Source organism: Polynucleobacter sp. MWH-Jannik1A5, assembly GCF_018881795.1.
In the GTDB taxonomy this organism is placed as follows: domain Bacteria; phylum Pseudomonadota; class Gammaproteobacteria; order Burkholderiales; family Burkholderiaceae; genus Polynucleobacter.
In genome coordinates, this window is record NZ_JACVPQ010000001.1 from 552,165 (window position 1) to 565,652 (window position 13,488).

General features: G+C 47.2%; 13 protein-coding genes. 7 read left to right on the plus strand and 6 right to left on the minus strand.

What is annotated here, in order from left to right; translation table 11 throughout:
* Positions 1–14: 14 nt before the first annotated feature.
* Entirely contained in the window at positions 15–1,067 is a 1,053-nt protein-coding gene (gene purM, locus ICN23_RS02750; RefSeq protein ID WP_216230813.1) for a phosphoribosylformylglycinamidine cyclo-ligase, read from the minus strand.
* A 73-nt stretch (positions 1,068–1,140) separates the two neighbouring features.
* Here purM and ICN23_RS02755 point away from each other — a divergent pair, with 73 nt between their 5' ends.
* Genes ICN23_RS02755 through panB form a run of 6 tightly spaced genes read left to right on the plus strand, consistent with a single transcriptional unit; the run spans position 1,141 to position 6,409 of the window.
* On the plus strand, positions 1,141–2,130 hold the full coding sequence (locus ICN23_RS02755; protein ID WP_216230814.1) for an AI-2E family transporter: 990 nt from the start codon (positions 1,141–1,143) through the stop codon (positions 2,128–2,130).
* 11 nt (positions 2,131–2,141) lie between these two features.
* Positions 2,142–2,897, plus strand: a complete 756-nt coding sequence (gene hda / locus ICN23_RS02760) for a DnaA regulatory inactivator Hda (RefSeq protein ID WP_216230815.1) — start codon at positions 2,142–2,144, stop codon at positions 2,895–2,897.
* 18 nt (positions 2,898–2,915) lie between these two features.
* Positions 2,916–3,596, plus strand: a complete 681-nt coding sequence (locus tag ICN23_RS02765; protein WP_216230816.1) for an HAD-IB family hydrolase — start codon at positions 2,916–2,918, stop codon at positions 3,594–3,596.
* Positions 3,593–4,993 carry a polynucleotide adenylyltransferase PcnB gene (gene pcnB, locus ICN23_RS02770; protein ID WP_216230817.1) on the plus strand — a complete coding sequence of 467 codons (1,401 nt, stop codon included), beginning with the start codon at positions 3,593–3,595 and terminating at the stop codon, positions 4,991–4,993. The genes ICN23_RS02765 and pcnB overlap by 4 nt, the downstream gene beginning before the upstream one ends.
* A 52-nt stretch (positions 4,994–5,045) precedes the next feature.
* Positions 5,046–5,573 (plus strand): 2-amino-4-hydroxy-6-hydroxymethyldihydropteridine diphosphokinase, encoded by a 528-nt coding sequence (folK, locus tag ICN23_RS02775; protein ID WP_216230818.1) that lies wholly within the window; start codon positions 5,046–5,048, stop codon positions 5,571–5,573.
* A 17-nt stretch (positions 5,574–5,590) separates the two neighbouring features.
* Complete coding sequence (gene panB, locus ICN23_RS02780; protein WP_216230819.1) at positions 5,591–6,409, plus strand: 3-methyl-2-oxobutanoate hydroxymethyltransferase; 819 nt, start codon at positions 5,591–5,593, stop codon at positions 6,407–6,409.
* Between the two features lie 26 nt (positions 6,410–6,435).
* Here the strand turns inward: panB and dnaJ are convergent, their stop codons facing one another.
* From dnaJ to hrcA, 5 genes are all read right to left on the minus strand, one after another.
* Entirely contained in the window at positions 6,436–7,572 is a 1,137-nt protein-coding gene (dnaJ, locus tag ICN23_RS02785) for a molecular chaperone DnaJ (protein ID WP_216230820.1), read from the minus strand.
* Positions 7,573–7,672: 100 nt separating this feature from the next.
* The gene (gene dnaK / locus ICN23_RS02790; RefSeq protein WP_216230821.1) at positions 7,673–9,610 is read right to left on the minus strand and encodes a molecular chaperone DnaK; all 1,938 of its coding nucleotides are present in this window, start codon (positions 9,608–9,610) and stop codon (positions 7,673–7,675) included.
* A gap of 156 nt (positions 9,611–9,766) precedes the next feature.
* Positions 9,767–10,315 carry a nucleotide exchange factor GrpE gene (gene grpE, locus ICN23_RS02795; protein ID WP_216230822.1) on the minus strand — a complete coding sequence of 183 codons (549 nt, stop codon included), beginning with the start codon at positions 10,313–10,315 and terminating at the stop codon, positions 9,767–9,769.
* Positions 10,316–10,381: 66 nt separating this feature from the next.
* The gene (hemH, locus tag ICN23_RS02800) at positions 10,382–11,476 is read right to left on the minus strand and encodes a ferrochelatase (protein ID WP_216230823.1); all 1,095 of its coding nucleotides are present in this window, start codon (positions 11,474–11,476) and stop codon (positions 10,382–10,384) included.
* Between the two features lie 40 nt (positions 11,477–11,516).
* Positions 11,517–12,527: a heat-inducible transcriptional repressor HrcA gene (gene hrcA, locus ICN23_RS02805; protein WP_216230824.1), complete on the minus strand. Its 1,011-nt coding sequence runs from the start codon at positions 12,525–12,527 to the stop codon at positions 11,517–11,519.
* A 37-nt stretch (positions 12,528–12,564) separates the two neighbouring features.
* Between hrcA and ICN23_RS02810 the strand changes: the two genes are divergently transcribed.
* The gene (locus ICN23_RS02810) at positions 12,565–13,470 is read left to right on the plus strand and encodes an NAD kinase (protein ID WP_216230825.1); all 906 of its coding nucleotides are present in this window, start codon (positions 12,565–12,567) and stop codon (positions 13,468–13,470) included.
* Positions 13,471–13,488 lie beyond the last annotated feature (18 nt).

Genomic DNA, 13,488 nt, shown 5'->3' on the forward strand with positions numbered 1-13,488 from the left:
GGCAGTAATTGCTCTTAAATAACAATCGTTTGCGGAGCATCTTTTGGACGCTCAACTACTTCACCTACCGTCCAAGCTTTTAGACCTTGCGCAGTCAATGACTTGATCGCAGCATCCGCTTGATCAGGAGCAACAATAACCACCATGCCGATGCCGCAGTTAAATACGCGTACCATTTCTGCATCAGCTACGCCACCCTTCATTTGCAACCAACGGAAGAGCTCTGGCATTTGCCAACTATCGCGATGCAAAACAGCTTGAGTATTTTCTGGTAGCACACGCGGTACGTTATCAACCAAACCACCTCCAGTAATGTGGGCCATACCTTTTACATTAATTTCAGAAATTAACTTCAGGAGGGGCTTCACATAAATTTCAGTAGGCGCCATCACTACATCACCCAATGGGCGACCACCTAAATCATCGCTTGGCTTTGCGCCAGCGCGCTCAATAATTTTGCGTACCAATGAGTAACCATTGGAGTGAGCACCACTAGATCCAATTGCTAATACAACGTCACCTGGAACAATCGTCGCACCAGTAATGATTTTGGATTTCTCAACTGCGCCGACTGCAAATCCAGCGAGATCATATTCACCTGGTGGGTACATTCCCGGCATTTCCGCAGTCTCTCCACCAATCAATGCACAACCCGATAATTCGCAACCTTTAGCAATACCACCCACAACCGTTGCCGCCGTATCGACAGTCAACTTGCCGCAAGCAAAATAATCTAAGAAAAAGAGGGGTTCAGCACCCTGGACAAGAATGTCATTCACACTCATGGCTACCAAGTCTTGACCAATGGTTTCATGACGATTCCACTCAAAAGCCAGCCTGAGCTTAGTGCCTACGCCATCTGTTCCTGACACCAATACCGGCTCTTTATAGCGCTTAGGCACCTCAAACAGCGCTCCAAAGCCGCCAATTCCAGCCAATACACCCTCGCGCATGGTCTTTTTAGCCAACGGCTTAATCCGATCAACTAAAGCGTCCCCAGCGTCAATATCAACGCCAGCGTCACGGTAAGAAAGGCCATTTGAGGAGGAATTAGTAGGTGAAGTCATATCGGAGCCGGAATATTAGTCAAAAATGCTACTTCGTCAGTAGAATCATTGAATTCTAGAGGATTGAAGCAAGATGGCCGAAATTTTTACCCCTTTTCTCACTGCATTCATTCTTGCGTACGCCCTACGCCCTGTTTGCCTGTGGCTTGAGCAGCATCGCCTGCCTCGCGCGCTAGCCGCTGCGACCAGCATGCTGATAGGGCTTTGTCTCGTTTTTTTCATCTTGAGCCTTTTAATCAGCCTTCTCAAGTATGAAATTCCTCTCATTAAGGCCCAACTACCGGATTGGATTGCCAATACTCAAGCCTGGCTGGGCCCAAAACTCAGTGATTTGCATATTAATCCCGACTGGGGAACCCTCAAAACCAGTGCTACACAAAAAATCACCGAGCACATTAATGACAATGCCGACAGCTTGATGACTTCTGTCGTCAGCACCGTACTGATGTCCGGCAGCTCAGTCATTGCAGGCTTTGTAAATGCAGTGCTGATCATTTTTGTAATGTTCTATTTACTAATGGACTGGAACCACTTTTTCAGTCTCATTAAAGGACTAGTTCCTGTGCGTGCACAAGAAACAGTTCATCACTTAGCCATGCATACCGATGGATTACTTTCGCAATACTTGCGCGGTATGTTGATTGTTATTTCTATCATGGCGATTTATTACAGTGCGGGCTTGAGCTTCATTGGCGTCAAAGGTGCGGCAGCACTTGGTGTATTTACTGCACTCATGATTGTGATCCCGTATATCGGCATCACCGTAGGCCTTACGCTTGCAGTTTTATCAGCGCTTCTCCAATTTGGTCCAGGCACTGAAATTGTTGGGGTACTGATCTTGTTTGGCATCGGGCAATTTTTAGAAGGCTTTTTCTTAACGCCTCGCTTAGTGGGTGAGCGCATTGGTTTGCACCCTGTTGCAGTCTTGTTTGCCTTGCTGTTGTTCGGCAAGCTCTTCGGCTTCTTTGGTGTCTTGCTGGCATTACCTATCAGCGCTGTCAGCTTAGTCCTAGTCAAGTATCTTTGGTCTATCTATACGCAAAGCTCTTGGTATCAAAAATAAGTTTGGTAGTAATGAATACACCTTCGCTTCCAAAACAATTTGCACTGGATATTAGTCACTCACCTAAAGCGAGTCTGGAAAACTATCTCCCCGGAAAAGATCTCGCACTGATTTCTGCGTTAAAAAATATCGCGCACTCTTGGGGAAAATCGAGTAGCGAAGTTTCTAGCAACCCATTAAATCAACGTTGGATTTATTGGTGGGGGCCTGAGGGCTCTGGGCGCACACACTTGCTAGAGGCCATCGAAAATGCTGCCAAAAATGCTGGTCTTGAACATGTTGCTCTTACGCCATCAGAACCCACATCCTGGGTTCGACTCGAAGAAAATATGAGTTCACTGGCACAAAGTAATACGCCCTCAGTCATTACAGTGGATGACGTTGATCAATTAGATGAGCGCCTCGTGGGATCGTTATTTCGGATTCTGAATACGGTGCAAGCGAGCAAAGCGCTGCACATTTTTATGGCTGGTTCAGCCGCCCCCGCCGCCCTAGAGCTTCGAGAAGACCTGCGAACCCGTCTGGGCTGGGGTTTGGTGTTTCAGACACAGCTTTTGGATGATGATGAGAAAATACAGGCATTAGGTGAGGCAGCCAAAGCGCGAGGACTGGTTTTATCGCCCGATGTATTGCCTTGGTTATTAAGCCGCTTCTATCGGGATATGCCCAGCTTAATGGCCTTAATTGATGCCTTAGATGCTTACTCTTTAGAAACAAAACGTGCTGTAACCTTGCCGCTTGTCCGCGAGCTCTTGCAGCCTAAATAATTTATTACATATTCATTCGTGACCCAGCTAGCCCTTTTCGATTTAGACCACACCCTGTTGCCCTGCGATAGTGATTATGAATGGGGCCAATTTTTGGCTCGTATTGGTGTTGTTGACAGCGAATACTACGCTCGGCAAAACGAACGTTTTTATCAAGACTATAAAGAGGGCAAACTTGATATTCATGAATTTCTACGCTTCGCCTTAAAGCCACTATCCGAACACTCGCGCGCTCAACTCAAAGAATGGCATGACGCTTTTATGAAAGAGGTGATTAACGGTCAACTTCGGCAAGAAGCACTTGATTTAGTTAAGCGACACCAAGATGCTGGTGATCTTTGCTGCGTGATAACGGCTACTAATAGTTTTGTGACTCGCCCAATCGTAGAAAGTTTTGGCATTGAACATCTGATTGCTACAGAGCCAGCTACCGCCGATAACCAGCCTTTGGCCAACTATACCGGCGAAGTGAAGGGTACCCCTAATTTTCGCGAAGGCAAAATTCAGAACCTACATAACTGGTTGGCTAATCAAAAGCTTTCATTAGATCGCTTGCCCTACAGTTATTTTTACTCCGACTCGATGAACGATCTACCTTTACTTGAAAAAGTGAGTCATCCAGTTGCTACTAACCCAGATGATCGCCTTCGCAATGAAGCCAAGCAGCGCAACTGGCCCATTCTTGAATTGTTTGCATGATCACTAAATTTATCAAACGTATTTTGCGGCGTGACCCGATGGTCAAGCACACCCAGGCAAACAATACTGGTGCGCCGAAACGTATTCCCAAAAAATCGCATCGTATTGACCCTCACCTGCTTTCCAAAAATGCAGTCAAGGTGACTCACACTTTGCAACAAGCAGGTTATGAAGCATTTATCGTTGGTGGCGCTGTACGCGATCTTGCGCTTGGCATTAGCCCTAAAGATTTTGACGTTGCAACCAATGCAACACCAGATCAAGTACAAAGACTATTTCGTAAAGCCCGTCTTATTGGGCGCCGCTTTCAGATTGTTCACGTAACCTTTTTTGGTAAGGGTCATCCTGAAATCATTGAGGTATCGACCTTCCGCGCCTTGCTGGATAACGCTGGAGATCATGTCGCAGAAAGCGGTCGCATTCTGCGCGATAACGTCTGGGGCTCACAGGGTGAAGATGCGGCGAGACGTGATTTCACGATCAATGCCATGTATTACGACCCATCCTCTGAGACCGTACTTGACTATCACGGCGGTATGGCGGACATGCAAAAGAAAACGTTGCGCATGATTGGTGATCCAGCCAAACGCTATCGCGAGGATCCTGTGCGCATGCTCAGAGCAGTTCGATTTGCTGCCAAAACTGGCTTTGAATTAGACAGCGCTACGCGCGCACCAATTGCCAAACTTGGCAAGCTACTAAATGATGTTCCTTCTGCCCGACTCTTTGATGAAATCCTCAAGCTCCTGATGTCAGGCTACTCTTGGCGCGCTATACAAGGCTTAAAGGAGGCCGGACTCCATCATGGCTTACTGCCATTACTGGATCACATTCTGGATGAGGGTGAAGACTCCAAAGGTGCTAATGATTTTGTAAAGCTTGCATTAGCCAACACGGATGAACGAATCCAATCCGGCAAAAGTGTTTCAGCTGGCTTTTTATTTGCCACCTTACTTTGGCCGGATCTTTTGAAGAATTGGAAAGCCAATTCTAGTAAAGGTATGGCGAATATCCCAGCCCTGCATGATGCTATGGATGACACGATTGCCACCCAAAGCAGTGGTATGACTATTCAAAGACGCTTTGAGAGTGATATGCGGGAGATTTGGTCTATGCAGCCGCGCTTTGAAAGACGCGTAGGTCGCTATCCTTACCGCCTCATAGAATCCCCTCGCTTTCGTGCGGGTTATGACTTTATGTTGCTTCGCTGCGCCACTGGCGAACTAAATCCCGCTATCGGCCAATGGTGGACAGACTTCATTGCGGCAGATCCGGCGGGGCAAGACGAGCTCATGGCTAGCGCTAAAAATGAATCCGGGAACAGCCCTACCCCAGCCAAAAGACGCCGCCGCAGAAAGCCAAAATCAGCGCTGCCACCAGAGGGTGCAGCAAGCTAAGCAGACTTAGAGAAATTTCAGTAAAGTAGTTTCATCTCTAGTTTGGAATTCTATGGCACGGGCATATATCGGATTTGGCGGGAATATTGGTGACACGCGTCAGCTTATTACTGATGCCATTGTTTGCCTGGCATTGCGCTCCGAACTCCAAATTCTGGCAAAAAGCTGTTTTTATCAAAGTGCTCCGGTAGAAGCGACTGGCGGTGATTACATTAATGCCGTCATTGAAGTCGAAACTGAATTAACGCCTTATGGCCTATTGCATGTATGCCAAACGATTGAACAAGAGTTTGGTCGCGAGCGGCCCTACGCAAATGCCCCTCGCACTCTTGATCTCGACATTCTCTCGTTTGAAGGGGTGACCCAGAATGAAACGGAGTTAATGCTTCCTCACCCCAAGATCATTGAGCGTTCGTTTGTACTTCTACCCCTCCTTGAAATAGCCCCCGAAATCTTTTTGCCGCAGTGGGGAGAACTCAAAGCCTATTTACCCAATGTTGCCCACCAAAGAATCGAAAAACTCCCCTGCAGGAACTGTAATTGCGGGGAAAAAGACGTTTATAGCCAATCGGCGCATTAATTCATTAAACTCTCGCCATGGGTTACTTACAAGGCGATAAGCCAATCACAATTACTAAGCTCCTCGCAATGCATGCTGAGGGTGAAAAAATTTCTATGCTCACTGCATATGATTCAACCATGTCCGCACTCCTGAATCGTTGTGGAGTGGAAACCATTTTGGTTGGCGACTCTCTAGGCAATGTGATTCAGGGGCACTCCAGTACAACACCCGTTACCGTAGGGCAGGTGGCTTATCACACCGAGTGTGTGGCTCGCGCAAATACCCATGCGTTTTTGATTGCCGACCTCCCATTTGCGAGCTACGGTGATCCAGTACAAGCTTTGGAGTCTTCTGCTGAGCTGATGCGTGCCGGTGCAGATATGGTGAAACTTGAGGGTGGCGGTGACTGGCAGGTAGATATCATCCGTCACTTAGTAGAGCGTAGTGTGCCTGTGTGTGCACACTTAGGCCTATTGCCACAATCCGTTCATGTATTGGGTGGCTATAAGGTACAAGGTAAATCAAAAGATGCGGCTAGTGTGATGCTCGAACAAGCACTTGCTTGCCAAGCAGCAGGAGCACAAATGGTAGTACTTGAAGCTATTCCTTCATCGCTAGGCGAAAGAATTACTGCCGAATTACATATCCCCACGATTGGAATTGGCGCTGGCCCAGATTGCTCTGGTCAAGTGTTGGTACTGCAGGATATGTTGGGTATCAGCCCAGGCAAACCACCGAAGTTTGTCAAAAACTTCATGGATGGCCATCACTCAGTCGAAGCTGCTATTAAGGCTTACGTACGTGAAGTGAAGTCCGGGAAATTCCCCGGACCTGAACATGGCTTTGCAGGCTAATTGCCTGCCAGCCTACACACTAGTTATTAACTAAAGAAACTCTTTACGCCGTCAAACCAACCCTTTTGCTGAGGGCTATGTTTGTCACCGCCGGATTTCAGGCTGTCATCAAACTTCTGCAGCAATTTCTTCTGCTCATCGGTCAGCTTGACTGGAGTCTCCACCAATACATGAACAAAAAGATCACCTACCAAGGTTGAGCGCAAGCCTTTAATGCCTTTGTTACGCAAACGGAATGTCTTACCAGTTTGGGTACCTTCGGGAATTGGAAACTCAACGCGCCCTGCAAGCGTAGGCACTTCTATTTCTCCGCCGATGGTTGCGGTTGCAAAGGAGATAGGCATTTGTACGTGCAAATCACTACCATCACGTTCAAAAACCTTATGGGGTTTGACTCGCACTTCTACATATAGATCGCCAGAAGGTCCGCCGTTAATGCCTGGCTCGCCGTTACCAACAGAACGCACACGCATGCCATCATCGATACCTGCTGGTATTTTGATTTCGAGTGTTTTTTGTTCTTTGTGTTTTCCAGTGCCATGACAAGTTTTGCAGGGCTTCGGAATGTACTCGCCTGTGCCGCGGCACTTAGGGCAAGTTTGTTGCATAGAGAAGAAGCCTTGTTGAACGCGCACCTGACCATGCCCACCGCAGGTTGTGCATGTTTCTGCTTTCGTTCCTGGCTCAGCGCCAGTGCCATGACATGGCTTGCAATTGCTCCAGCTTGGAACGCGAATTTGGGTTGTATACCCCTCAGCTGCTTGCTCAAGGGTAATGTCCATGTTGTAGCGCAGATCAGCGCCTTTATAGACTTGTGGACCAGACTGGCGACCGCCGCCTTGCCCAAAGATATCTCCAAAGATATCTCCAAACGCATCAGCAAAACCGCCACCACCAAATCCGCCGCCGCCAAAACCACCGCCCATAGAAGGATCAACACCAGCATGACCATATTGGTCATAAGCAGCGCGCTTATTGGGATCGGTTAAGGTTTCATATGCTTCCTTAACTTCTTTAAATTGGGCTTCAGCCGTTTTGCTATCGGGATTGCGATCTGGATGATGCTTCATCGCCATCTTTCGATAAGCCTTTTTCAGCTCATCATCACTGGCACCTTTTGCTACACCAAGCACTTCATAAAAATCGCGTTTACTTTTAGGCACGGCCTATTCCTCTCAACAACCTGAATGGCACAAGTCGGCACGAGGCCGACTTGTTATTTAAGTACATCAAAACTACGTCAATGAATGTCTGATTTCAGAATTACTTCTTGTCATCAACCTCTTTGAAATCCGCATCAACAACATCTGCATCAGGAGCTTGGCCAGGAGCTGCGCCGCCTGGAGCTGCACCAGCAGCAGCGCCACCCGCTTTAGCTTGCTCAGCAGCCATAACCTTTTCGCCCAACTTCTGACTTGCTTTACCCAATGCTTCTGTTTTTGCTTCAATCGCTTCTTTGTCACTACCTTTAATAGCTTCATCCAAGTCCTTGAGGGCTGCTTCAATCGCTTCTTTCTCAGCAGCTTCTAAGCTGGCGCCATGCTCTTCCAAGGCCTTCTTGGTTGAGTGAGCCAATGCATCGGCAGTATTGCGGGCAGTAACCAGCTCTAATGCTTTCTTATCTTCAGCGGCATTGGCTTCAGCATCTTTCACCATGCGTTGAATCTCTTCCTCGGTCAAGCCAGAGTTTGCCTTGATGGTGATCTTGTTCTCTTTACCAGTCGTTTTATCTTTTGCAGTTACGTGCAAGATACCGTTGGCATCGATGTCAAAGGTCACTTCAATTTGTGGCATACCGCGTTGTGCCGGAGCAATGCCTTCAAGATTAAATTCACCAAGCAATTTGTTAGCTGCAGCCATCTCACGCTCACCTTGGAAGCACTTAATGGTTACAGCAGGCTGGTTATCTTCTGCAGTGGAGTAAACCTGTGAATGCTTAGTAGGAATGGTTGTGTTCTTCGGAATCATCTTGGTCATTACGCCGCCAAGAGTTTCGATACCCAATGACAATGGGGTAACGTCCAAGAGCAATACGTCTTTACGATCGCCAGACAATACGGAACCTTGAATTGCCGCACCAACAGCAACTGCTTCATCTGGGTTAACGTCTTTACGAGGCTCTTTACCAAAGATTTCTTTTACCTTGTCCTGAACTGCAGGCATACGGGTTTGACCGCCGACCAAAATAACATCGTCGATATCTGCTACGTTTACACCAGCGTCTTTAATGGCAGTCAAGCAAGGACCAGCTGTTCGCTTGATCAACTCTTCTACCAAAGACTCCAGCTTGGCGCGGGTCAACTTCAAGTTCAAATGCTTAGGACCGCTAGCGTCAGCTGTCACGTATGGCAAATTGATTTCTGTTTGTTGTGCAGATGACAATTCGATCTTGGCCTTTTCAGCCGCATCTTTTAAGCGCTGTAATGCCAATACGTCTTTACTCAAATCAACGCCTTGTTCTTTCTTGAACTCCGCAATGATCCAGTCAATGATGCGTTGGTCAAAGTCTTCGCCACCCAAGAATGTGTCGCCGTTGGTTGAGAGCACTTCAAATTGCTTCTCGCCGTCAACGTTGGCAATCTCGATAATGGATACGTCGAATGTACCGCCACCCAAGTCATACACAGCGATCTTGCGATCTACTTTGTCTTGCTTATCCAAGCCAAAAGCCAATGCAGCAGCAGTAGGCTCGTTGATGATGCGCTTTACGTCCAAGCCAGCAATACGGCCAGCATCTTTAGTAGCCTGGCGCTGGCTATCGTTAAAGTAAGCAGGAACAGTAATAACCGCCTCTGTCACTTCTTCGCCGAGATAGTCTTCGGCAGTTTTTTTCATCTTGCGCAAAATTTCGGCGGACACTTGTTGTGGTGCCATTTTCTTGTCGCGCGCTTCAACCCAAGCATCACCGTTATCAGCGGCAATAATTGAATAAGGCATCAAGCTAATGTCTTTTTGCACTTCAGGATCTGTAAATTTACGACCCATCAAACGCTTCACTGCGTAGATGGTGTTTTTAGGATTCGTCACTGATTGACGTTTTGCAGGCGCACCAACCAATACTTCGCCATCCTCAACATAAGCGATGATGGATGGAGTTGTGCGAGCGCCTTCTGCGTTTTCGACAACCTTAGGTGCATTGTTTTCAACGACTGAAACACATGAATTTGTGGTTCCTAAGTCGATACCGATAATCTTTCCCATAATTGCTCCAAAAAATTAAATTGTTTGTTGTACTAATGAATATTTCGATAAGCAGTAAGTGGGGTCTAAAAAAGCGATTTCAAGGGCCTGAATAGCAAAAAAGGCAGAAATCTGCCTTTTTTATGCCTTTTTTGGGGTTTTACCCCGATTTTCTATTTATTTAGGGGCGCTAACCGTCACCAAAGCAGGTCTGAGGACCCGATCTGCCACGGTATAGCCACGCTGCAGAACTGAAACCACGGTATTTGGCTCTTGCTCAGATGGCACCGAAGCGATAGCCTGGTGGTGATGGGGGTCAAATTTATCCCCAACCGCAGGGTTAATTTCGGTCATACGACCTTTTTCAAAGGCTGAGAGCAATTGCTTAAGAGTGATCTCTAGACCTTCTTTAAATGCCTTGGCGTCACCAGCATCAGTACTCAATGCTGCATAGAGACTATCGGTCACTGGCACTAAATGCTCAGCAAAACTTTCGATGGCAAATTTATGGGCCTTGGCAATATCCTCTACAGCGCGACGACGAATATTTTCACCCTCTGCTTTTGCACGTAAAAAATTATCTTGAAGCTCGCCAATCTTTTGATTGAGATCTGCAATTTCTTGCTCAGGCGTTTTTACGGCTGGCGTTTCTGCTGCAGTTTCGGCAGCTGGCTCAGCTGCTAGATTCTCTTGTTCTGGAGATGGGTTTTGATTTTCTTGTGTCATGGACGCTATTTTACTTTTCTTTAAAGATGGCTATTACTTTGTAATATGGGGTCGATTAATATAATTTCAAGACTTTGCTCTTTCGGCCAACTCGGCTCTTTCAGCGCGCTTAGCTAATTCAGCCTCTGACTCCGTTCCCAAAGACCAACCCTGCAAATGATGGTGGGCAATATCGCTCAAGGCATTAATCCACTTGGGGTTGCTGTTCAAGCAGGGAATGTAGCGATAATCCTTACCGCCATGCTCCAAGAAGATTTCCCGAGCTTCCATAGCAATCTCCTCAAGCGTCTCCAAACAATCCGCCGGAAATCCTGGGCAAAAAATATCCATGCGTTGACAACCTTCTTTAGCCAGCTTTTCAATCGTTGGAGCTGTGTAAGGTTTCAACCACTCGGCTTTACCAAAGCGAGATTGGAAAGTAACAAGGTATTGACCTGGCTCTAAACCAAGAGACTCCCCAAGCAGACGTCCAGTTTTTAGACACTCACAATGGTAAGGGTCACCCTTCATCAAATTGCGTTTTGGTAATCCGTGAAATGACATCACAAAGCGATCGCCTTTAGCAAAGTCAGGGCGCCCATCTTTATCCCAGCTACTCAACACTTGATCGCGCAACGCAGCAATATAGGAAGGGTTGTCGTGATAGTGCTTTACCAAGCGCAATTCAGGTTGATCTCGCCAAGTACTCAAAACACGAAAGACTTCATCGAAGCTAGATGCTGTAGTGGTAGCTGAATATTGAGGATACAAAGGTAGCACTAATAAACGCTCCATGCCTTGCGCCTTAAGGCCCTCAAGGGCAGACTGGGTAGAGGGTTGCCCATAACGCATCGCCAAATCAACTAAGACCGCGTGACCCTCATTTGCAAATTTATCACCCAGTTCTTTTGCCTGAAGACGGGAGTAATGCATTAAAGGCGAACCCAATTTTGGCAACCAGATAGAAGCATATTTTTTTGCTGAGGCACTACTACGAATTGGCAAAATAATGCCATTCAAAATGCACCACCAAATAATGCGCGGAATCTCCACTACACGCGGATCAGAAAGAAATTCTTTTAAATAAGCGCGTACTGCTTTTGCTGTTGGGGCTGACGGCGTTCCCAAGTTCAATACTAAGACTGCAGTTTTAGATGCGCGTAGATGCGGGTTTGGATTCAAGATGTTTGTCTCTAGTTAATTAATAGGTATAGATCGAGGATTAGGAACTCAGCGCCCCGGACAATAATTTTGAGGTGATATCGACAATGGGAATCACTCTGTCATAAGCCATACGCGTTGGCCCAATGACACCAAGCGTACCCACTATCTGCCCATCAACGCTATATGGGGCGCTGATCACAGCTAGATCCTCGTATGGCAATAAGTCGCTCTCACCCCCAATAAAGATCTGAATGCCGTCGGCATGACTGGATACATCAAGCAATTGCATCAGCACTGATTTTTGCTCCAACATGTCAAACATCTTGCGTAACTTATCTAAGTTAGAACTTAAATCTCCGACATTTAACAAGCGGCGCTCTCCAGACAAAACCATATCACCACGACCCATGTCGTAATCAGCAACACCACTTTGAAGAGCTAACGCCATTAATCCAGAAATATCTGTGCGCAAATTATCCAAGTCGGATTTCAAATGCAGTCGCACTTGATCAAAACTTTTACCGGCAAAATGGGTGTTGATAAAGTTGCCTGCCTCAATGAGTTGACTTGGCGTGTAATCTTGTGTGGTCGGCAATATGCGATTCTGCACATCACCTTCTGGCGTCACCATAATTAATAAGATCTTGCCTTCGCCTAAGCGCAAAAACTCAATATGCTTAAAAACCTGGGCACGCTTCGGGGTCATCACTACCCCAGCGAAATGGGTCAAGTTCGACAAAATCTGTGCCGCTGAGGTCATGACTCGCTGCGGGGAATCCGGCAAGAGGCCTTTTTCAACCTCGCGGGCAGCTACTTCCTCCAAAGGACGCACTGTCACCATGGTATCCACGAATAAACGATAGCCTCTTGGCGTAGGAATTCGGCCAGCAGAGGTATGAGGGCTGGTCACTAGGCCCATATCCTCCAAATCCGCCATGACATTACGGATGGTGGCTGCTGAGAGATCTAAGCCCGAATACCTAGACAGAGTGCGGGAGCCTATAGGCTGACCCTCCTCGATATAGCGCTCGATGAGGGTTTTGAGAAGGGCGCGGGAACGTTCATCCATGGTGGAAGGGATTTTATGCCTATGGTTTAATCGTTATATGTTAAGCCCATCCCCAAATTCCACCAAGAAGGCATTTAGCCGGGTTGCACTTGTCGGCAAATTCCATGCTGAGGGCATTGATGAGCACCTCAAGGACCTCGCTGCACTGGTTAAAGGCCTGGGTTGCCAGGTATTTCTGGAGGCGGCTACAGCCCAGCACTTGGGTCTCAAAGAATTCCCCACTAAAACTGCAGAAGCCTTTGCTGGAGCAATTGATTTGGTCGTAGTTCTTGGGGGTGATGGCACGATGCTAGGAATTGGTCGTCAGCTGGCGGGAAGCAATGTGCCGCTGGTTGGCATCAATATGGGGCGTCTGGGATATATGACCGATATTCCTATTCAGTCGGTACAAGATACTCTGCCAAAAATTATTGCTGGTGAATACGAAGCGGATGCTCGCACATTGCTTGATGCGGTTGTATTACGTAAAGGCAAAGAAATTAATCGTGCATTAGCGCTAAATGATGTGGTCGTAAATCGCTCCGGAATTTCCGGGATGGTGGAATTAGCGGTTCACGTCAATGGCTCTTTTATGTACAACCAACGATCCGATGGTTTAATTGTGTCGACCCCAACCGGCTCGACCGCTTACGCCCTCTCAGCTGGCGGACCCATTTTGCATCCCCGTGTTGCTGGCATTTTGCTAGCGCCGATTGCGCCTCACTCACTCTCCAACCGTCCAATTGTTTTGCCACAAGACTCTGTCACCGTAATTGAGGTAGTTGACGGACGAGAAGTTATTGTCAATTTTGATATGCAATCACAAACGGATTTACAAACAGGTGACAAGATTGAGGTTCGCCAATCTGAAAAAACGATTACTCTTTTGCACCCGCGCAGTCATAGCGACTACAAAACCTTGCGCGAGAAGCTGCACTGGAATGAGTACCCATCGACATTCTGATGTCGAGTTTTTTGCTAC

Excerpts from the sequence above, each read along its gene's own strand:
- purM (WP_216230813.1), bottom strand. The coding sequence starts at position 1,067 with ATGACTTCACCTACTAATTCCTCCTCAAATGGCCTTTCTTACCGTGAC.
- ICN23_RS02755 (WP_216230814.1), top strand. The coding sequence starts at position 1,141 with ATGGCCGAAATTTTTACCCCTTTTCTCACTGCATTCATTCTTGCGTAC.
- hda (WP_216230815.1), top strand. The coding sequence starts at position 2,142 with ATGAATACACCTTCGCTTCCAAAACAATTTGCACTGGATATTAGTCAC.
- pcnB (WP_216230817.1), top strand. The coding sequence starts at position 3,593 with ATGATCACTAAATTTATCAAACGTATTTTGCGGCGTGACCCGATGGTC.
- folK (WP_216230818.1), top strand. The coding sequence starts at position 5,046 with ATGGCACGGGCATATATCGGATTTGGCGGGAATATTGGTGACACGCGT.
- panB (WP_216230819.1), top strand. The coding sequence starts at position 5,591 with ATGGGTTACTTACAAGGCGATAAGCCAATCACAATTACTAAGCTCCTC.
- dnaK (WP_216230821.1), bottom strand. The coding sequence starts at position 9,610 with ATGGGAAAGATTATCGGTATCGACTTAGGAACCACAAATTCATGTGTT.
- grpE (WP_216230822.1), bottom strand. The coding sequence starts at position 10,315 with ATGACACAAGAAAATCAAAACCCATCTCCAGAACAAGAGAATCTAGCA.
- hrcA (WP_216230824.1), bottom strand. The coding sequence starts at position 12,527 with ATGGATGAACGTTCCCGCGCCCTTCTCAAAACCCTCATCGAGCGCTAT.
- ICN23_RS02810 (WP_216230825.1), top strand. The coding sequence starts at position 12,565 with ATGTTAAGCCCATCCCCAAATTCCACCAAGAAGGCATTTAGCCGGGTT.